Source organism: Lysinibacillus fusiformis (assembly GCF_002845985.1).
In the GTDB taxonomy this organism is placed as follows: domain Bacteria; phylum Bacillota; class Bacilli; order Bacillales_A; family Planococcaceae; genus Lysinibacillus; species Lysinibacillus fusiformis_D.
Genome location: NZ_PDFK01000007.1, coordinates 1 through 18,415 on the forward strand (window position 1 = coordinate 1; position 18,415 = coordinate 18,415).

Genomic DNA, 18,415 nt, shown 5'->3' on the forward strand with positions numbered 1-18,415 from the left:
TAATTTCTTTTATGAAGGGTTTCAAGATACAAGTAGTTCGAGGAAGCAATGGAGAGAGGGAAGGAGCGTACTCAAGTACGTGACTGACTGAACGACAGAAGCTGACGAAGAAATGCGATGTATATTGAAAGCCGATCATAGTCTAGTGATGATGGCAAAGAGGTCACACCCGTTCCCATACCGAACACGGAAGTTAAGCTCTTTAGCGCCGATGGTAGTTGGGGGCTTCCCCCTGTGAGAGTAGGACGTCGCTAGGCAATTTAAAAAGTCATGGATATATCCCATGGCTTTTTTTTGTTTTATGAAATATTCATAAAATGCTATAATAAATTATGTACATATTGATTGATCTTGATTCACAGGAGGAATCAAAATGAGGCGTAACCTTTTTACGGCTATTTCGATCTTGAGTCTACTACTTATATTCTTTCTGTTTGGTTATGATTCAACGAAATGGTATGGAGGCTTTTTTACATTTCTCTATCAAGTCAATATGTTTATGCCCTTTATTTTAGGTGGTTTAGGCATTGTTAGTGCTCTCTTAGGCATTAAAGGCTATCGCACGGTTCTTGTTGTCCTTCATTCATTCCTACTATTATTATTTTTAGGTATCTATTTTAAAGCTTTTTATGGATTTAATGAACCTTAATTGAAACTGCGGATATGAATCTGCAGTTTTTTCTATTGAAAGAACTTCATTATATGTTCTTACATACTTCTTTAAGCAACAAAAGGTATAATGTAATACAAGTAGTAAATATGTAAAACGTGAAGTGGAGAGGAAGAAAAAGTTGGGGAAAAAGCAAATTTGGTATGAGGTACAAGAAAATGAGTCGATCGAGGATTGTTTAGCAAGAATGCAGCAGGATGGTTTCATGGCCATAGGGCGAAAAGAAGAGCCGCTTTTTCATATAGTAGATGGTGAACCAGCCTTTTTGCGTCAAAAAATTCAATTTAAAGCTATACCTACTCAAGATACTGAATAAATTTGACCAAAAACCGAACGTTTTTTTTACACTTATAAAAAACGTTCGCATTTTTGCATTGACGATAAGGCAATCCCTTGTTAAAATGTGATAAGGAAAAACAAATAAATCCCACATATATGCTAGAGGATTGGCTCTAGTGTCTCTACCCGGCACCGTAAATGCTGGACTATGCGGGAAAGCACTTTTGGCATATTACGAGAAGATCCTTGTGCAGTTATGTACATGGAGATATTCTTGTCTTACTAAGTCCTCAAGTAAACTGCTTTCACGTGTAATAGTAGAGAGTAGTTTATTTGGGGATTTTCTTTGTAAATAGATAAAAATTGCAGGAGCTATTAATAATAGAGGCTTGCACAATAATTGATCATTTTTCTATCGTTTAAAAGGAGCGACAATTTATGAATCCGAAAATCGGTGTCATTATGGGTAGTTCAAGTGACTGGGAAACAATGAAACATGCATGTGATATTTTAGATGAATTACAAGTACCGTATGAAAAAAAGGTTGTATCTGCACATCGTACACCTGATTTAATGTTTGACTATGCAGAGACAGCTCGTGAGCGAGGACTACAAGTAATTATCGCTGGGGCAGGTGGAGCTGCACATTTACCTGGAATGGTAGCAGCTAAAACAACATTACCTGTCATTGGTGTACCAGTTCAATCACGTGCACTTAACGGACTCGATTCATTATTATCTATCGTTCAAATGCCTGGTGGTGTACCTGTAGCAACTGTAGCGATTGGCAAAGCGGGAGCAACAAACGCAGGATTACTAGCAGCTCAAATTTTGTCAACAACAGATGCTGTACTTGCTAATAAATTAGATGCTAGACGTGAAGCAACGAAGCAGCAAGTATTAGAAAGCACAGGTGACTTAGTGTGACGAAGATTATTTATCCTGGACAAACGATAGGTATTATAGGCGGAGGACAACTTGGTCGAATGATGGCGCTTGCTGCAAAGGAGTCAGGTTTTAAAGTGGCTGTTCTTGAACCTGCAATGGACTCGCCGTGTGGGCAGGTAGCTGATATTCGTATTGTAGCTCCATATGATGATGAAGCTGCTTTAGAAGAACTTGCAGAAGTAAGTGATGTTATCACTTATGAATTTGAAAATATTGATTATGAAGGCTTAAAGCGCTTATCACAAATGGCTTATGTTCCTCAAGGAGCAGAGTTGGTACGTATTACACAAAACCGTATAACAGAGAAAGACGCTATTGTGAAGGCTAGTTGCCCAGTAGCACCATATATTGTTGCAAAAACTTATGAAGAATTAGTAGCCAATATTGATTCGATTGGTTATCCTTGTATAGTCAAAACAGCAAGAGGTGGTTATGATGGCAAGGGACAGCAGCTTTTAAAGTCAACTGAAGATTTACCTTTAGCGAAAGAACTATTCACACATTCTCAATGTATTGCAGAAGGTTTTGTTCCTTTCCTAAAGGAAGTATCGGTCATTGTTCAAAGAAATGGTCATGGTGAATCGTATTGTCAGCCAGTTGGAGAGAACATTCATGTTCATCATATTCTGCATGAAACAATTGTGCCTGCTCGCATATCTGAAAGCACAGCTCAAGCTGCGGAACGAGAAGCTTTAAAAATTGCAGATTACTTACATTTAGTAGGAACGCTAGCAGTAGAAATGTTTGTGTTAGAAGATGGTAGCATTGTTATTAATGAATTAGCACCAAGACCTCATAATTCTGGTCATTATTCAATAGAAGCGTGTAATGTTTCACAATTCCATCAGCATATTCGTGCTGTTTGTGGTTGGCCATTACGTAAGCCAGAACTTTGGGCGCCATCCATTATGGTCAATGTATTAGGGCAGCATGTCGTGCCACTCAGTAACTCAATTGCTAAATATCCTGAATGGTCCATCCATCTTTATGGGAAAGCTGAAGCTAAGGTAAACCGTAAAATGGGCCATGTAACGATTATGACAAAAAGCTTAGAGGAAACACTACAACAAATCGAGAGTTCTGGCATTTGGTCAGAATAGAAGGAGAAACGCGATGATTGAACGTTACACAAGACCCGAAATGGGCGCAATTTGGACAGAACAAAATAAGTACCAAGCTTGGCTAGAGGTTGAAATTTTAGCATGTGAGGCTTGGGCAGAGATAGGCGATATTCCAAAAGAGGATGTTGCTAAAATTCGTGAAAATGCTTCATTTGATGTGAATCGCATTTTAGAAATTGAACAAGAAACACGTCATGACGTTGTAGCCTTTACGCGTGCCGTTTCGGAAACACTTGGGGAAGAGCGTAAATGGGTACATTATGGTTTAACTTCTACAGACGTAGTAGACACAGCACTTTCTTATTTAATCAAACAAGCAAATGATATTTTGCGCAAGGACATCGTGAATTTCATTGATATTATTGCGGCTAAGGCAAAAGAGCATAAACATACGGTGATGATGGGACGTACACATGGTGTTCATGCAGAACCAACAACTTTTGGTTTAAAACTTGGTTTATGGTATGAGGAAATGAAGCGTAACCTTGAACGTTTTGAAGCAGCAGCCAAAGTAATTGAAACAGGAAAAATGTCTGGAGCTGTTGGAACATATGCCAATATCGATCCTCGTGTTGAGCAATATGTTTGTGATCAACTAGGTCTTGCTGCATCACCGATTTCAACACAAACTTTACAGCGTGATCGCCATGCGCAGTATTTAGGTGCATTAGCTTTAGTTGCTACATCAATTGAAAAATTCGCAACAGAAATTCGCGGCTTACAGAAATCTGAAACGCGTGAAGTAGAAGAAGCTTTTGCAAAAGGGCAAAAGGGCTCATCCGCAATGCCACATAAACGTAATCCAATCGGTTCTGAAAACATGGTTGGGATGTCTCGTTTAATGCGTGGATACATGGTGACAGCTTATGAAAATGTAGCTTTATGGCATGAACGTGATATTTCTCATTCATCTGCAGAGCGCGTTATTTTACCGGATGCAACAATTACTCTTAACTATATGCTTAATCGCTTCGGTAATATTGTGAAAAACTTAACAGTATTCCCTGAGAACATGAAACGTAACATGGAACGCACATATGGTCTTATTTATTCTCAACGCATCTTATTAGCATTAATCGATAAGGGATTAGTACGTGAGGAAGCTTATGATACAGTACAACCTTTAGCAATGCAGGCATGGGACGAGCAAGTTCAGTTCCGTACATTGGTCGATGCAAGTGAAAAAATCACATCTTATTTAACAAAAGAAGAGCTGGATGAGTGCTTTGATTATAACTACCACTTACAGCATGTTGATATGATTTTTGAACGACTAGGACTTAACTAATATTTATTTAGCCATCTAAAAGTAAATGTTAGAGCCACCAGTAAATGTTTCAGAGTTGAATCGTGGAGACACGGTTCAATTCTGATCATTCATAACAAGCGTATCTCATAATATCAGGGGGAAAAACGACATGACTAAAGGTCAACTTTTGTATGAAGGTAAAGCAAAAAAATTGTTCACAACAGAGGAGCCAAATGTGCTACTAGTTGAGTACAAGGATAGTGCAACAGCATTCAATGGCGAAAAAAAAGAAGAAATTGACGGCAAGGGCATTTTAAATAATCGCATTACTTCATTAATTTTCGAAAAATTACAAGCAAACGGAATTGCGTCACATTTCGTAAAACAATTATCAGATACACAACAACTTGTAAAAAAAGTAGAAATTATTCCGATTGAAGTTGTTGTTCGTAATATTGCCGCAGGAAGTTTAGCAAAACGTCTTGGTCTTGAAGAGGGAACAGCCTTAAAACGACCAATCGTAGAATTTTACTATAAAGACGATGCGTTAGGCGACCCACTCATTACGACAGAACATATTGACGTTCTGGATCTTGCGACACCTACTGAAGTAACAGCCATTTATGATGGAGCACTAGCTGTTAACAAAGTTCTACAGCCAATCTTTGCAGATATCAATGTAACATTAATTGATTTTAAATTAGAGTTTGGCCGTGATATGGATGGCAATGTATTATTGGCAGATGAAATTTCACCAGACACATGCAGACTTTGGGATGCAACTACAAAGCAAAAGTTAGACAAAGATGTTTTTCGTCGAGACCTTGGTAATTTAACTGAAGTTTATACTATTATACTTTCTAGACTCGGAGGCAAATAACAATGAAAAAAGTAAAAATCTATGTAACATTACGTGAGAGCATTCTTGATCCACAAGGCTCTGCAGTACAAGGTTCTTTAGCTAAAATGGGCTACGGTGAGGTAGAAGATTTACGTATCGGTAAATATCTTGAGCTAACTCTTAAAGACTCAGAACGTGACATTGATACTCTAGTAAAAGAAATGTGTGAAAAGGTTTTAACGAACGTTGTAATTGAAGACTACCGTTTTGAAGTCGAGGAGGCTAACTAATCATGAAATTCGCAGTACTCGTATTCCCTGGGTCAAACTGTGACATCGATATGTATCATGCGATTAAAGACGAGCTAGGTGAAGAAGTAGAATATGTATGGCATACAGCAACAGATCTAAGTGGCTTTGATGGCGTATTAGTACCTGGAGGATTCTCCTATGGGGACTACCTTCGTTGTGGTGCAATGGCTAATCAATCTAACATTATGGCAGAGGTTAAGAAAGCAGCAGATGCTGGTAAACCTGTATTAGGTGTATGTAATGGCTTCCAAATTCTGACGGAAGCTGGTTTATTACCAGGGGCTTTACTACGCAATAAAAACTTAAAATTTATGTGCCGTACAGTACAGCTAAAAGTGGAAAACAACAATACATTATTCACAAATCAATATGAGCAAGGTCAAATCATCAATATTCCAATCGCACATGGTGAAGGTAATTACTACTGTGACGAGGAAACTTTACAATCACTAAAAGATAATAATCAAATCGTATTCACATACTCAGGTGACAATCCAAACGGTTCTTTAGAAGATATCGCAGGGATTATAAACGAGCGCGGCAATGTACTAGGGATGATGCCACACCCAGAGCGAGCTGTTGATGCATTGGTGGGCGGCGCAGACGGTCTAGCAGTATTCAAATCAATTGTGAAGCAGTGGAGGGAAAATCATGTCAACAACTAAGTTTGAGCCAACAGCACAGCAAATTAAGGATGAAAAGCTATACGCTGGTATGGGGATGTCAGACGAAGAATTTGCAATGGTAGAAGGTATTTTAGGACGTCTACCTAACTGGACAGAGACAGGTCTTTTCTCAGTAATGTGGTCTGAGCACTGCTCTTACAAAAATTCAAAGCCAGTACTACGTAAGTTCCCGACAAAAGGGCCACAAGTATTACAAGGTCCAGGTGAAGGTGCGGGTATTGTCGATATTGGTGATGAACAGGCAGTAGTATTTAAAATGGAATCACATAACCATCCATCTGCAATCGAACCTTATCAAGGAGCTGCAACAGGTGTTGGCGGTATTATCCGTGACGTTTTCTCCATGGGTGCACGTCCAATTGCCATGCTAAATTCATTACGTTTTGGTGAATTAAAATCAGCACGTGGTAAATATCTTTTTGAAGAAGTTGTTGCGGGTATCGCAGGTTATGGTAACTGCATCGGAATTCCGACCGTTGGTGGCGAGATTCAATTTGATCCTTGCTATGAAGGTAATCCACTTGTTAATGCAATGTGTGTCGGTTTAATTGACCATCAAGATATTCAACGTGGTATTGCTGCGGGTGTCGGCAATACAGTTATGTATGTAGGTGCGAAAACAGGTCGTGACGGAATTCATGGTGCAACATTTGCCTCTGAGGAATTAACAGAGGAATCAGATAACCAACGTCCAGCAGTACAAGTAGGGGACCCATTCATGGAGAAACTTTTACTTGAAGCATGTTTAGAAGTTGTAAAATCTGATGCTCTAGTTGGTATTCAAGATATGGGTGCAGCTGGTCTTACTTCTTCATCAGCAGAAATGGCTTCAAAAGCAGGCTCTGGTGTAGAAATGAATTTAGACTTAGTGCCTCAACGTGAGACAGGTATGACAGCGTACGAAATGATGTTATCTGAGTCTCAAGAACGTATGTTATTAGTGGTGAAAAAAGGTCGTGAAGATGAAATTAAAGCGATCTTTGATAAATATGATTTAGATGCTGTAGCAATCGGCCGAGTAACGGATGATAAAATGCTTCGCCTTTTACACAAAGGACAAGTAGTGGCAGAAGTACCTGCTGATGCGTTAGCAGAAGATGCTCCTGTTTATCATAAACCATCTGCTGAACCTGCATACTATGCTGAGTTCCAAGCAATCGAGAACGCAGAACCAGTTGTGACGGATTATAAAGAAACTTTAAATGCTTTATTACAAGCACCAACAATTGCTTCTAAAGAGTGGGTGTACGATCAATACGATTATCAAGTACGTACATCGACAGTTGTGAAGCCTGGGTCTGACGCTGCTGTTATTCGTGTACGTGGGACAAATAAAGGTTTAGCGATGACAACGGACTGTAACTCTCGCTATATCTATTTAGATCCAGAAGTGGGTGGAGCTATCGCAGTAGCTGAAGCAGCACGTAATATCGTGGCAACGGGTGGTACGCCACTTGCGATTACAGACTGCTTAAACTTTGGTAATCCAGAGAAACCAGAAATCTTCTGGCAAATTGAAAAATCTGCGGATGGTATTTCGGCTGCTTGTACGGCATTAAATGCTCCAGTAATCGGTGGTAACGTTTCTCTTTATAATGAGCGTTCAGGTGAAGCTGTTTATCCAACACCAACAATTGGTATGGTTGGTCTTATCGAAGATTTAGCTCATGTAACTACACAGGATGTAAAAGCTGCAGGAGATCTTGTCTTTGTCATTGGTGAGACAAAAACTGAATTCGGTGGTTCAGAGCTACAAAAACTATTAAATAATGGCGTTATTTCAGGAAAAGCGCCAGCTATAGATTTAGAAGTGGAAGCGGTACGTCAGCAAGCTTTATTAAAGGCGATTAAAGCTGGTCTTGTACAATCTGCCCATGACGTTGCAGAGGGTGGTCTTGCAGTCGCTATTACTGAGACAACATTCGGTGCAAACGGTCTTGGTGTTGAAGTAACATTAGCAGGATCTGCTACAACTGCATTATTCAGCGAAAGTCAATCTCGTTTTGTTGTAACTGTCAAAGAAGAAAATGCTGCTGCATTTGTAGAAATCATCAAAGATGCTCACCAAATTGGTGTCGTAACAAATGATGCACTTGTTAAAATCAACGGGGACAAAGGTGTGCTTGTAGAAGGTACAGTGGAGGAATTCCGTTCTAATTGGAAAGGAGCAATCCCATGCTTGCTGAACTCAGAGGCTTAAACGAAGAATGTGGGGTGTTTGGTATTTGGGGTAACCCAAGTCCAGCACACCTTAGCTATTACGGGCTACATGCTCTTCAACACCGTGGACAAGAAGGGGCTGGAATTGTCGTTTCAGATGGACAGCATCTTCGCGCGGTGAAAGGCGAAGGACTAGTTAATGATGTTTTCAACGAAGATAAATTAAAAGCAGTCAACGGCAAAGCGGCTATTGCTCATGTTCGTTACACGACTGCTGGTGGCGGCGGTATTGAAAACGTACAGCCACTATTATTCCACTCCTCAACTGGTAGCCTTTCAATTGCCCATAACGGTAACTTAGTCAATGCGACACATTTAAAACAGTATCTAGAGCGACAAGGAAGTATTTTCCATTCTAGCTCTGATACAGAAGTGCTGGCGCATCTTATTAAGAAAAGCTCGCATTCACCATTCCGTGCAAAGGTGAAAAATGCCCTTTCTCTATTAAAGGGTGCGTATTCTTTCTTAATTATGACAAAGGATGAAATGCTTGTTGCACGTGATCCACATGGTTTACGTCCATTATCTCTTGGAAAGCTTGGAGATGGCTGGGTGGTAGCTTCTGAAACTTGTGCATTTGATTTAATTGGTGCAGAATTCGTTCGTTCTGTGGAGCCAGGAGAGCTCATCATTATTAATGATGAGGGTGTAAAATCGGATCGCTTTGCTGACATGGAAAAGCGTTCGATGTGTGCGATGGAATATGTTTATTTAGCTCGCCCTGATTCAGATATTGATGGCATTAATGTTCATATGGCGCGTAAGCGTATGGGGAAACAACTTGCCCGTGAATGTGCGCATATTGAGGCTGATGTTGTAACGGGTGTACCTGATTCAAGTATTTCAGCAGCGATTGGTTTTGCAGAAGAAAGCGGCATCCCTTATGAATTAGGTCTTATTAAAAACCGCTATGTTGGTCGTACGTTTATTCAGCCAACACAGGAATTACGCGAACGTGGTGTAAAAATGAAACTGTCACCAGTTGTTCAAGTTGTAAAGGGTAAACGTGTAGTAATGGTGGACGATTCAATTGTGCGTGGTACAACATCACGTCGTATTGTCAAAATGTTAAAAGATGCTGGTGCAGCAGAAGTTCATGTTGTGATCTCTTCACCGCCAATGACAAATCCTTGTTATTATGGCATTGATACTTCCACACATGAAGAGCTGATTGCCTCTAGTCATAAAGTAGATGAAATTCGTGATGCAATCGGTGCAGATTCTCTTACGTTCCTTTCTGTTGAGGGCATGGTAGAGACAATTGCACGACCATATGAAGATGACAATCGTGGGCTATGCTTAGCATGCTTTACAGGCAAATATCCAACAGAGATTTTCCCGGATACCATCTTACCACATGAAAAAGAACTATTACGTTAAGAAAAACATCGCAACGGATTGGTGATCGGTAGAAGGCTATACAAAGACTTCTAGGGTACTGAGGCGATTTGGATGATAAGGAGGAACTCTGCGTGTCAAAGGCATATGAACAAGCAGGTGTAAATATTGAAGCGGGTTATGAAGCTGTAAAACGAATGAAGTCTCATGTTGAACGTACGAACCGTTTAGGTGTAATGGGAACGTTCGGTGGCTTTGGTGGCATGTTTGACTTGTCAAAACTAAATCTTAAAGAACCTGTTCTTATTTCAGGGACAGATGGTGTTGGAACAAAGCTAAAACTAGCGTTCATGGTAGATAAGCACGATACAATTGGTGTGGATTGTGTAGCAATGTGTGTCAATGATATTGTTGCTCAAGGAGCAGAGCCACTGTACTTTTTAGATTACGTAGCGCTTGGAAAAGCAGAGCCTGCAAAAATTGAACAAATTGTTAAAGGTGTTGCAGATGGCTGTGTGCAATCTGGTGCAGCACTAATTGGTGGCGAAACTGCGGAAATGCCTGGTCTTTATGAAGAAGACGAATATGATTTAGCAGGGTTTGCAGTAGGTGCTTGTGAAAAGTCTGCCATTGTGACAGGTGAAAAAATCGTTGAAGGCGATGTGCTTATTGGGATTGCATCAAGTGGTGTACATTCAAACGGTTATTCTTTAGTGCGAAAAATTGTTTTTGCAGATCAGCAATATGCGGTGGATGCCATTGTTGAAGGCTATGAAGATTTAGGACCGATCGGGGAGGCTCTTCTCGTGCCAACAAAGCTATATGCTAAGCCAGTATTAGCAGCTTTAAAGGCAGCAGATGTACATGGTTGTGCTCATGTTACTGGTGGAGGTTTCTATGAAAATCTACCGCGTATGATGCCAGAAGGATTAGCAACGGAAATCGACTTAGGTTCTTGGCCAGTATTACGTATCTTTGAATTCCTAAAAGATAAAGGCCAGTTAGAAGATAAAGATCTATATAATGTCTTTAACATGGGGATTGGTTTTGTAATAGCTGTGCCAGTAGCTGAAGCTGAGAAAGTAATGGCAGCAGTAGAAGCAAATGGTGAAAAGGCTTATCCAATCGGACGTGTTATCAAAGGCGACGGAGTAGTGTTTAATGGCTCACATGATGGGAGTTTAGTGTAATGACTGCACCAACAAAAATCGCCGTGTTCGCATCAGGCAGCGGGAGTAATTTTCAAGCCATTCAAGAGGCGATCGGAAGTGGAGAACTGCATGCAAAGATTGAACTAGTGGTGACAGATAAGCCCGGTGCGTTTGTAGTGACACGTGCTGAAAATTTGGGGATTCCAGTGTTAGCATTAAATCCAAAAGAGTTTGCATCAAAAGCAGCTTATGAGACAGCCATTATCGATGCTTTACATGAATGCGATGTGAAATGGATTGTGCTTGCAGGGTATATGCGTTTAATTAGTGACGTATTATTAGCAGCCTTTCCGCAACGAATTGTTAATATCCATCCTTCCTTATTGCCAGCATTCCCCGGGAAGGACGCCATTGGTCAGGCAATCAATCATGGTGTAAAGATTACAGGGGTAACGGTGCATTTTGTTGATGAAGGAATGGATACTGGTCCGATTATCGCGCAGGCTGCTGTACCTGTCATTGAAGGAAATCGAGAGGCAACAGAAGCTGAAATTCATAAGCAAGAGCATCTATTATATACAAAGGCTTTACAGCAATTATTACAATAACTGAAGAGGAGTTAGGTCGAGAACCTTACTCAACAAGTAAGACCTAACTCTATTAATCTTATAGAAGCAAGTCAGTTCGTGGTAAGCACGATAAAAATTAGGAGGATATTGTTGTGACAAAACGTGCATTAATCAGTGTTTCCAATAAAGATGGTATTTTAGAATTTGCAAAGGAATTAGTAGCATTAGGTTATGAAATTTTATCAACTGGCGGTACGAAAAAAATGTTACAGGATAATGCGGTGGCTGTAACGGCAGTAGATGAAGTAACGAAGTTCCCAGAAATTTTAGATGGTCGTGTGAAAACATTAAATCCAATGATCCACGGTGGTCTATTAGGAAAGTTTGACGATGCTTCTCATCAAGCACAAATGAACGAGCATGGAATTGAGCCAATTGAGATTGTTTGTGTTAATCTATATCCATTTGTTGAAACAATTTCAAAGCCTAATGTAACATGGGATGATGCAATTGAAAACATTGATATCGGTGGCCCAACAATGTTACGCTCTGCTGCAAAAAACCATCAATATGTAACAGTAATCGTGGATAGCAATGACTATGCAACAGTATTAGAAGAACTAAAAGCAAACGGCGCAACTACAATTGAAACACGTCGTCAATTAGCTGCGAAAGTTTTCCGTCACACAGCCGCTTATGATTCTTATATTTCGAACTACCTGACAGAAGAAGAATTCCCAGAGAGCTTAACGATGACATATGAGTTAAAGCAAAATTTACGCTATGGAGAAAACCCACACCAAAAAGCGGCTTTCTACCAAAAACGTCTTGGCTCAGACTTCTCATTGGCCTATGCTACACAATTACATGGGAAAGAGTTATCCTACAACAATATTCAAGATGGTAATGCAGCACTACAAATCGTCAAAGAATTTGAAATGCCAGCTGCTGTAGCAGTAAAGCATATGAATCCATGTGGCGTTGGTACAGGTATTACATTAGAGGCAGCATTCGATAAAGCTTATGAAGCAGATTCAACATCTATTTTTGGTGGTATTATCGCGTTAAATATGGAAGTAGATGCAGCAACTGCTGAAAAGTTAAGTCACATTTTCTTAGAAATCATTATTGCACCTGCATTCTCACAAGAAGCGTTAGACATTTTAACGCAAAAGAAAAATATTCGCTTACTAACTATTCCATTTGAGCAAGCAAAACAAGATCAATTCAACGTAGTATCTGTTGAAGGTGGCCTTCTTGTACAAGAGCCGGATCGCTATGGTTTTGGCAATGCAGATATTAAAGTAGTGACAGATCGTGAACCAACAAAACAGGAATGGGAAGCATTACAGCTTGGTTGGTCAGTTGTCAAACATGTTAAATCGAATGCGATTGTTGTAACAGATTCCCAAATGACACTTGGTGTTGGTGCAGGTCAAATGAACCGCGTAGGTGCTGCTAAAATTGCCTTTGAGCAAGCTGGAGAAAAAGCAAAAGGTGCTGCACTAGCATCAGACGCATTTTTCCCAATGAGTGATACTGTTGAAGCAGCAGCAGCGGCAGGAATTACTGCTATTATTCAACCAGGTGGCTCGATTAAAGATCAAGATTCCATTGATAAAGCAAATGAATATGGAATTGCTATGGTATTCACAGGCGTACGCCATTTTAAACACTAATTAATAAAACATATAAGAAACAAAACAGACCGAGATGCTGGTTCATCTCGGTCTTACTTACAAATAGGAGGATTCTCTAAAATGAATGTATTAGTAATCGGAAGCGGCGGTCGTGAGCATGCAATCGCTAAACAATTTAGCATTTCTCCATCGGTTCACAAAGTATTTGTAGCGCCAGGCAATGATGGAATGGGAGGCGAAATAGAAGTTGTAGCTATTGATACAATGGATTTCGCAGGTCTTGCTCAATTTGCCAAGGAAAATGATATTGCGTTAACATTTGTTGGCCCAGAACAGCCACTTGCTGAAGGCATTGTTGATTTCTTTACAGCTAGAGGTTTACGTATTTTTGGCCCTTCAAAGGTTGCAGCTCAAATCGAAAGTAGCAAATCCTATGCGAAAGAAATGATGAATAAATATAATATTCCTACAGCCTCACATGAAACGTTTACTGAAGCAGAAAAAGCGATCGCTTATATTCAAGAACAAGGGGCGCCTATTGTCATTAAAGCAGATGGTTTAGCGGCTGGTAAGGGTGTTGTTGTGGCCATGACAGAGGAAGAAGCAATTGAAGCTGTCGAGGATATGATTGGCAATCAACGCTTTGGTGATTCCTCTTCACGTGTTGTCATTGAAGAATTTTTAGACGGAGAAGAGTTCTCCTTTATGTCCTTTGTACATAAAGGACAAATTTATCCAATGGTTATTGCACAAGACCATAAACGTGCCTATGACGGTGATAAAGGACCAAACACTGGAGGCATGGGTGCATACTCGCCTGTACCACAAATCTCTCAAGAAGTAGTTGATCTTGCATATCATACAATTGTAGAACCTACTGTTAGAGGGATGGATGCTGATGGTGCTTCCTTTACAGGTATTTTATATGCTGGGTTAATTTTAACAAAGAAAGGTCCTCAGGTTATAGAATTTAATGCTCGTTTTGGTGATCCAGAAACGCAAGTAGTGTTACCGCGTATGGTTTCTGATTTTGGGGCATTTATGATGGCTTTAATGGATGAACAGCCATTTGATTTACAATGGTCAGAAGAAGCGATGCTTGGTGTTGTCATTGCAGCAGAAGGCTATCCTGGTGACGTTGAAAAAGGCAAAGCATTACCGAATTTAGAGGCACTTTCCACATCCCATGCAGTATTCCATGCAGGTACAAAATTAGTGGATGGCCAATTTGTTGGTAATGGTGGCCGTGTCCTGTTAGTTGCTGCCAAAGCTCCTACTTTGCAGGAAGCACAGGAAAAGGTATACGCTGGAATTGCTACAGAAACATGGGATCACTTTTTCTTCCGTCAAGATATTGGCTGGCGTACATTTAAGTAATTGTTATTTTCACTAAATTTTAAAATATTTTTAATCATCTTTTGAAACCTCTTGTTGTTTCAAACGTAAGAGGTAAGAGCCGTCTCAATAATAGATTGGGACGGCTCCTTTGACTAAGAAGGATTTTGAGCTTTATTCGTTGAAGAATCGCTACTATTTGAGGAATTTTGAGTTGAAGTGCTGGTGTCAGATTGTTTTGAAGCGGTAGCTTGTGAACCTGAAGAATTACCAGATATAGCAGAGGAAAAATCCTTCATGAGTTTATCGATTTGTTCAGAAGACATAGAATTTTGCCCGCTGAACATACTTTGCATAGAGGTGTTCATGGCATTTTGCATATTGGAGCTTAAGAGCGCCTTTGTTGGACAATATTTAAAGAGTCCCTCAGCCATTTTCATGGCACCTAATGCAATCATTAATCGACCTTTTGTACAATTAGGATCTCTAGAAACTTTAGCGATACCAAATGCTGTCAAACTTGTACCCATTGCAAAACGACAAAATGCATTTTTTTCGCTTAAATTTGCTTGCTGCATCATCATACTTCCTCCTTTAGTCATTGTGGAAAAATTAAGCGAGGTGCACTTTGCTTTATGAAAGTGCTGTGTTACGATTGAAACAAGATGATTGCATAAAGCATAATTTTTATGAAAGTATGCGATTATGCAGTAGTAGTATGTGATTTCAAGTTGGATTTACACAATGAAAAATTACGTAAATTAGGAAGGAGCGAATAGCATGGATCCAGTATGGAAAATAACAAAGTTACGACAGCAATTAGCAGTAATCGATGGGAAAAAGGCACCAGATATCGTGTTGAAAAATGCACGTTATTTGCATAGTATGCTGAAACAATTTGTAGTAGGAAACATTTGGATTTTAGGAGATCGCATTGTCTATGCTGGTGACAGAATGCCTCCTTTATTAGAAGGAACAGAAGTGGTGGATTGTACAGGGAAAACAATTGTACCAGGCTATATTGAACCACACGTCCATCCGTTCCAGCTTTATCATCCACAGTCATTTGCAGATTTTTGTGGTCAGCTTGGAACAACAGCTTTTATTTCCGATAATTTAAGTTTTGTTTTAAATTTAGAAAATAAGAAAGCGTTTTCAATTTTGGATAACTTGAAAAAGCTACCGTTTTCTTTTTATTGGTGGACTCGCTTTGATTCACAAACTGAACTGGAGCAAGAGGAAGAAGTTTTCTCTAATACGTCCATATTGGAATGGCTAGAGCGAAGTGATGTCTTGCTTGGTGGAGAGTTGACAGGCTGGCCTAAGCTGCTGCATGGCGACGATCAAATGCTTTATCGTATGCAAATGGCAAAGGGGCTTGGGAAAAAAATTGAAGGACATTTCCCAGGAGCTTCAGAAAGAACTTTAGCACGCATGAAACTGCTTGGTGCTGATGGGGACCATGAGGCAATGACAGTGGAGGAAGTAGAGCGTCGCATTATGCAGGGCTATGCAGTAACATTACGTTATTCTTCCATTCGTCCAGATTTACCACATCTGCTAAAAGGAATAGTAGAAAAAGAACTTCCTATTTTTGATCATTTAATGATGACAACAGATGGCTCACCACCTTCATTCCATGAGGATGGTGTGATGGATAAATGTATTCAGGCAGCCTTAGATGCAGGAGTATCCCCAATCGATGCCTATCAAATGGCTTCTTATAATGTGGCACGCTATTATAATATGTCTAATTTACATGGGTTTATCGCGACAGGTCGCTTCGCTTCCCTGAATATTTTACAAGATGAATATCATCCTGTTCCTGAAAGTGTCTTATCGAAGGGTGTTTGGTTGAAGCGTGATGGAGAACGTGTGCATAAATTTGCATCAGTTGATTATTCTGCAATCCCAGCATTAGATTTAGATTTTTCATTAGATTCACAAGATTTTCAGTTTTCAATGCCCTTTGGTATTCAGTTAGTCAATGATGTTATTACAAAGCCTTATAACTCTTTCATAACTAGAGAAGGGCAACTGGCGAATCATGACGAGTGCTATTTAATGCTCCTTAACCGGGAAGGTAACTGGCATGTGAATACGATGATTAAAGGATTTGCGACAGATGTTCAAGGCTTTGCATCCTCCTATTCAAACACAGGCGATATTTTGCTAATTGGAAAAAACAAAGAAGATATGATCAAAGCTTTCGAAGAAATGAAGGCTAGAAATGGTGGCATTGTCCTAGTCGAAAAAGGAGAAGTGATAGCGGACATCCCATTAACAATCGGTGGACTTTTATATGATGGAGACGTACTTGCATTAACGGAGAAAGAAAATGCTTTAAAACAAGCTTTAGCAGATCGAGGTTATCAATTAGGAGATGCTATTTACACGTTATTATTTTTACAATCCACTCATTTACCATATATTCGTATAACACCAAAAGGGATTTTCGATGTGATGAAGAATAAGTTATTATTACCTGCTGTTATGCGCTAATTAATGAAAGTGTTTCAGCTGTTTAAACAATTGCCGTCATGTGTAAGTGTTCAAAGGAGAGGTATGCTTGTGTTCAAATCAAAGAAATTATGGATTGCAATGGCATTTAGTGCTTTGTTGATCGGTGGATGTTCAAAGGATACACCAAAAGTCAAAGAAGACGATGACTCTATAGTGGAGGAAGAAACGGTTGGGGAGGAGCCTGTTCAACAACCCAAATTCGTGGCTCCACTCACTGGGGAGGCTGTGCTAGAAGAAATTACACAGCGGCCTATTATGGTCACAATTAATAATCATCCAGCAGCACGTCCACAATCTGGATTGGCTGATGCAGATGTCATTTATGAAATGCTTGCGGAAGGCAATGTGACACGCTTTTTAGCAATATACCAAAGTGAGCTACCTGAAAATATTGGTCCAGTTCGAAGTGCACGCTCCTATTTCATTGATATGGCAAAGGGATTTGATGCTTTTTATGTAGCACATGGCTATAGTCCAGAGGCAAAAACGATGCTCGATCATCGTATCGTCGATCATATCAATGGAATGGCTTATGATGGTATACTTTTTAGTCGTTCCAGGGACCGTGTGGCTCCGCATAATTCATATATTACATCCAAAAACATCCTAAAAGGTGCTGAAATGGTAGGCGCTTCAATGAATTACAGTGAAAAAGTACTTCAGACTTTTTATGAACCCGATGAACGTGGTAAAATAGGCATTGAAACAAGTCAAGTTGATATTTACTATGGAAAGAATGAAGATTTCCACAACTCGTATGTGTATGATCATCAAAGTAATCACTATGAACGACAATCGGCTGGCGTGGACACAAAGGATATGTTAACAGGCGAAACAGTATCATTGGCAAATGTACTATTTTTTGAAATGGACCATCAAACCATTGATGATGTTGGTCGCCAAGCAATTGATTTAACGTCTGGTGGAAATGCGTATGTATTTCAAAATGGCTATTTGAGGGAAGTCGAATGGACGAACGTTAATGGAATACCAATGGCTGTAGAGCAATCAGGGGAGCCTGTAAAGCTTGTACCAGGAAAGTCGTGGGTTCATTTCGTACCATCTTCACCAGGGTTACAAGCAATGGTGAAAACGCAGCCTTAAAGGGAGGAAAATTGCATGCAAATCGAAAAAATTCGGGGGCATCAAACAGATCAATTATTTAAAGCCGTGTTAGAGTTGAAAGACATCGAAGAATGCTATAAGTTTTTTGATGATTTATGTACGATTAGTGAAATTCAATCGTTGGCACAACGCTTTGAGGTTGCACATTTATTGCGTTTGAAGAAAACCTATGAATCCATTAAAAAGGAAACAGGAGCAAGTACAGCAACTATTTCACGTGTGCGTCGCTGCTTCGATTATGGGAATGATACATATGATGAAATGTTAGGTCGTTTGTATCCTGATGAAAAACCGTTTCAAGCACCAAAAGAATAGTAGGGAAAGAGGCTGGGTAGAAGTTCTGCTCAGTCTTTTTCATTTTTTTGTCGTGAATCATAAGCTATACTTGTAAACGAATAGATAGAAAATG

General features: G+C 39.8%; 18 protein-coding genes, 1 rRNA gene and 1 riboswitch. Of the genes, 18 read left to right on the plus strand and 1 reads right to left on the minus strand.

All coding sequences use genetic code 11. The features are described 5' to 3' along the window. Positions 1 to 141: 141 nt before the first annotated feature. The 15 genes from rrf (at position 142) to purD (ending at position 14,400) form a co-directional block, all read left to right on the plus strand. Positions 142 to 257 (plus strand): 5S ribosomal RNA (gene rrf, locus CRI88_RS18115). A 116-nt stretch (positions 258 to 373) separates the two neighbouring features. After that, positions 374 to 649, plus strand: coding sequence for a hypothetical protein (locus CRI88_RS18120; RefSeq protein WP_101966907.1), 276 nt, complete (start codon positions 374 to 376; stop codon positions 647 to 649). A 142-nt stretch (positions 650 to 791) separates the two neighbouring features. Then, the gene (locus tag CRI88_RS18125) at positions 792 to 986 is read left to right on the plus strand and encodes an NETI motif-containing protein (RefSeq protein ID WP_089934989.1); all 195 of its coding nucleotides are present in this window, start codon (positions 792 to 794) and stop codon (positions 984 to 986) included. A gap of 93 nt (positions 987 to 1,079) precedes the next feature. Then, positions 1,080 to 1,178: riboswitch (purine riboswitch) on the plus strand. A gap of 209 nt (positions 1,179 to 1,387) precedes the next feature. Beyond that, positions 1,388 to 1,876, plus strand: a complete 489-nt coding sequence (purE, locus tag CRI88_RS18130; protein ID WP_089934991.1) for a 5-(carboxyamino)imidazole ribonucleotide mutase — start codon at positions 1,388 to 1,390, stop codon at positions 1,874 to 1,876. Next, the gene (gene purK / locus CRI88_RS18135) at positions 1,873 to 2,997 is read left to right on the plus strand and encodes a 5-(carboxyamino)imidazole ribonucleotide synthase (protein ID WP_036124076.1); all 1,125 of its coding nucleotides are present in this window, start codon (positions 1,873 to 1,875) and stop codon (positions 2,995 to 2,997) included. Before purE ends, purK begins: the two co-directional genes overlap by 4 nt. A gap of 13 nt (positions 2,998 to 3,010) precedes the next feature. Continuing rightward, the gene (purB, locus tag CRI88_RS18140) at positions 3,011 to 4,306 is read left to right on the plus strand and encodes an adenylosuccinate lyase (protein ID WP_089934994.1); all 1,296 of its coding nucleotides are present in this window, start codon (positions 3,011 to 3,013) and stop codon (positions 4,304 to 4,306) included. Positions 4,307 to 4,436: 130 nt separating this feature from the next. Continuing rightward, positions 4,437 to 5,147, plus strand: coding sequence for a phosphoribosylaminoimidazolesuccinocarboxamide synthase (gene purC, locus CRI88_RS18145; RefSeq protein WP_089934996.1), 711 nt, complete (start codon positions 4,437 to 4,439; stop codon positions 5,145 to 5,147). 2 nt (positions 5,148 to 5,149) lie between these two features. Further along, entirely contained in the window at positions 5,150 to 5,398 is a 249-nt protein-coding gene (purS, locus tag CRI88_RS18150; RefSeq protein WP_036124064.1) for a phosphoribosylformylglycinamidine synthase subunit PurS, read from the plus strand. A 2-nt stretch (positions 5,399 to 5,400) separates the two neighbouring features. Further along, a complete protein-coding gene (gene purQ / locus CRI88_RS18155; RefSeq protein WP_054611985.1) occupies positions 5,401 to 6,084 on the plus strand; it encodes a phosphoribosylformylglycinamidine synthase subunit PurQ in 684 nt (227 codons plus the stop codon). Further along, positions 6,071 to 8,305, plus strand: coding sequence for a phosphoribosylformylglycinamidine synthase subunit PurL (gene purL, locus CRI88_RS18160; protein ID WP_101966908.1), 2,235 nt, complete (start codon positions 6,071 to 6,073; stop codon positions 8,303 to 8,305). The genes purQ and purL overlap by 14 nt, the downstream gene beginning before the upstream one ends. Beyond that, on the plus strand, positions 8,281 to 9,705 hold the full coding sequence (gene purF, locus CRI88_RS18165; RefSeq protein ID WP_058844201.1) for an amidophosphoribosyltransferase: 1,425 nt from the start codon (positions 8,281 to 8,283) through the stop codon (positions 9,703 to 9,705). The genes purL and purF overlap by 25 nt, the downstream gene beginning before the upstream one ends. A gap of 92 nt (positions 9,706 to 9,797) precedes the next feature. Continuing rightward, entirely contained in the window at positions 9,798 to 10,853 is a 1,056-nt protein-coding gene (gene purM, locus CRI88_RS18170; RefSeq protein WP_036123480.1) for a phosphoribosylformylglycinamidine cyclo-ligase, read from the plus strand. After that, a complete protein-coding gene (purN, locus tag CRI88_RS18175) occupies positions 10,853 to 11,422 on the plus strand; it encodes a phosphoribosylglycinamide formyltransferase (protein ID WP_101966909.1) in 570 nt (189 codons plus the stop codon). Before purM ends, purN begins: the two co-directional genes overlap by 1 nt. Before the next feature lie 113 nt (positions 11,423 to 11,535). Continuing rightward, entirely contained in the window at positions 11,536 to 13,062 is a 1,527-nt protein-coding gene (gene purH / locus CRI88_RS18180; protein ID WP_036123476.1) for a bifunctional phosphoribosylaminoimidazolecarboxamide formyltransferase/IMP cyclohydrolase, read from the plus strand. An 81-nt stretch (positions 13,063 to 13,143) separates the two neighbouring features. After that, complete coding sequence (purD, locus tag CRI88_RS18185; protein ID WP_036123475.1) at positions 13,144 to 14,400, plus strand: phosphoribosylamine--glycine ligase; 1,257 nt, start codon at positions 13,144 to 13,146, stop codon at positions 14,398 to 14,400. Positions 14,401 to 14,513: 113 nt separating this feature from the next. On the opposite strand, the gene CRI88_RS18190 is transcribed toward purD, so the two are convergent. Continuing rightward, positions 14,514 to 14,942, minus strand: a complete 429-nt coding sequence (locus CRI88_RS18190) for a YgaP-like transmembrane domain (RefSeq protein WP_249663929.1) — start codon at positions 14,940 to 14,942, stop codon at positions 14,514 to 14,516. A 196-nt stretch (positions 14,943 to 15,138) separates the two neighbouring features. Between CRI88_RS18190 and CRI88_RS18195 the strand changes: the two genes are divergently transcribed. The 3 genes from CRI88_RS18195 (at position 15,139) to CRI88_RS18205 (ending at position 18,321) form a co-directional block, all read left to right on the plus strand. Beyond that, positions 15,139 to 16,860 carry an adenine deaminase C-terminal domain-containing protein gene (locus CRI88_RS18195; RefSeq protein WP_036123472.1) on the plus strand — a complete coding sequence of 574 codons (1,722 nt, stop codon included), beginning with the start codon at positions 15,139 to 15,141 and terminating at the stop codon, positions 16,858 to 16,860. Positions 16,861 to 16,929: 69 nt separating this feature from the next. Then, positions 16,930 to 17,985: a DUF3048 domain-containing protein gene (locus tag CRI88_RS18200; protein WP_101966910.1), complete on the plus strand. Its 1,056-nt coding sequence runs from the start codon at positions 16,930 to 16,932 to the stop codon at positions 17,983 to 17,985. A gap of 15 nt (positions 17,986 to 18,000) precedes the next feature. Next, a complete protein-coding gene (locus CRI88_RS18205) occupies positions 18,001 to 18,321 on the plus strand; it encodes a YerC/YecD family TrpR-related protein (protein WP_004225717.1) in 321 nt (106 codons plus the stop codon). The last annotated feature ends 94 nt before the right edge of the window (positions 18,322 to 18,415 follow it).

Bases quoted from the DNA above. Each gene is read 5' to 3' on its own strand.
- CRI88_RS18120 (WP_101966907.1), top strand. From the start codon at position 374: ATGAGGCGTAACCTTTTTACGGCTATTTCGATCTTGAGTCTACTACTT.
- purE (WP_089934991.1), top strand. From the start codon at position 1,388: ATGAATCCGAAAATCGGTGTCATTATGGGTAGTTCAAGTGACTGGGAA.
- purB (WP_089934994.1), top strand. From the start codon at position 3,011: ATGATTGAACGTTACACAAGACCCGAAATGGGCGCAATTTGGACAGAA.
- purC (WP_089934996.1), top strand. From the start codon at position 4,437: ATGACTAAAGGTCAACTTTTGTATGAAGGTAAAGCAAAAAAATTGTTC.
- purS (WP_036124064.1), top strand. From the start codon at position 5,150: ATGAAAAAAGTAAAAATCTATGTAACATTACGTGAGAGCATTCTTGAT.
- purQ (WP_054611985.1), top strand. From the start codon at position 5,401: ATGAAATTCGCAGTACTCGTATTCCCTGGGTCAAACTGTGACATCGAT.
- purL (WP_101966908.1), top strand. From the start codon at position 6,071: ATGTCAACAACTAAGTTTGAGCCAACAGCACAGCAAATTAAGGATGAA.
- purF (WP_058844201.1), top strand. From the start codon at position 8,281: ATGCTTGCTGAACTCAGAGGCTTAAACGAAGAATGTGGGGTGTTTGGT.
- purN (WP_101966909.1), top strand. From the start codon at position 10,853: ATGACTGCACCAACAAAAATCGCCGTGTTCGCATCAGGCAGCGGGAGT.
- purD (WP_036123475.1), top strand. From the start codon at position 13,144: ATGAATGTATTAGTAATCGGAAGCGGCGGTCGTGAGCATGCAATCGCT.
- CRI88_RS18190 (WP_249663929.1), bottom strand. From the start codon at position 14,942: ATGATGATGCAGCAAGCAAATTTAAGCGAAAAAAATGCATTTTGTCGT.
- CRI88_RS18195 (WP_036123472.1), top strand. From the start codon at position 15,139: ATGGATCCAGTATGGAAAATAACAAAGTTACGACAGCAATTAGCAGTA.
- CRI88_RS18205 (WP_004225717.1), top strand. From the start codon at position 18,001: ATGCAAATCGAAAAAATTCGGGGGCATCAAACAGATCAATTATTTAAA.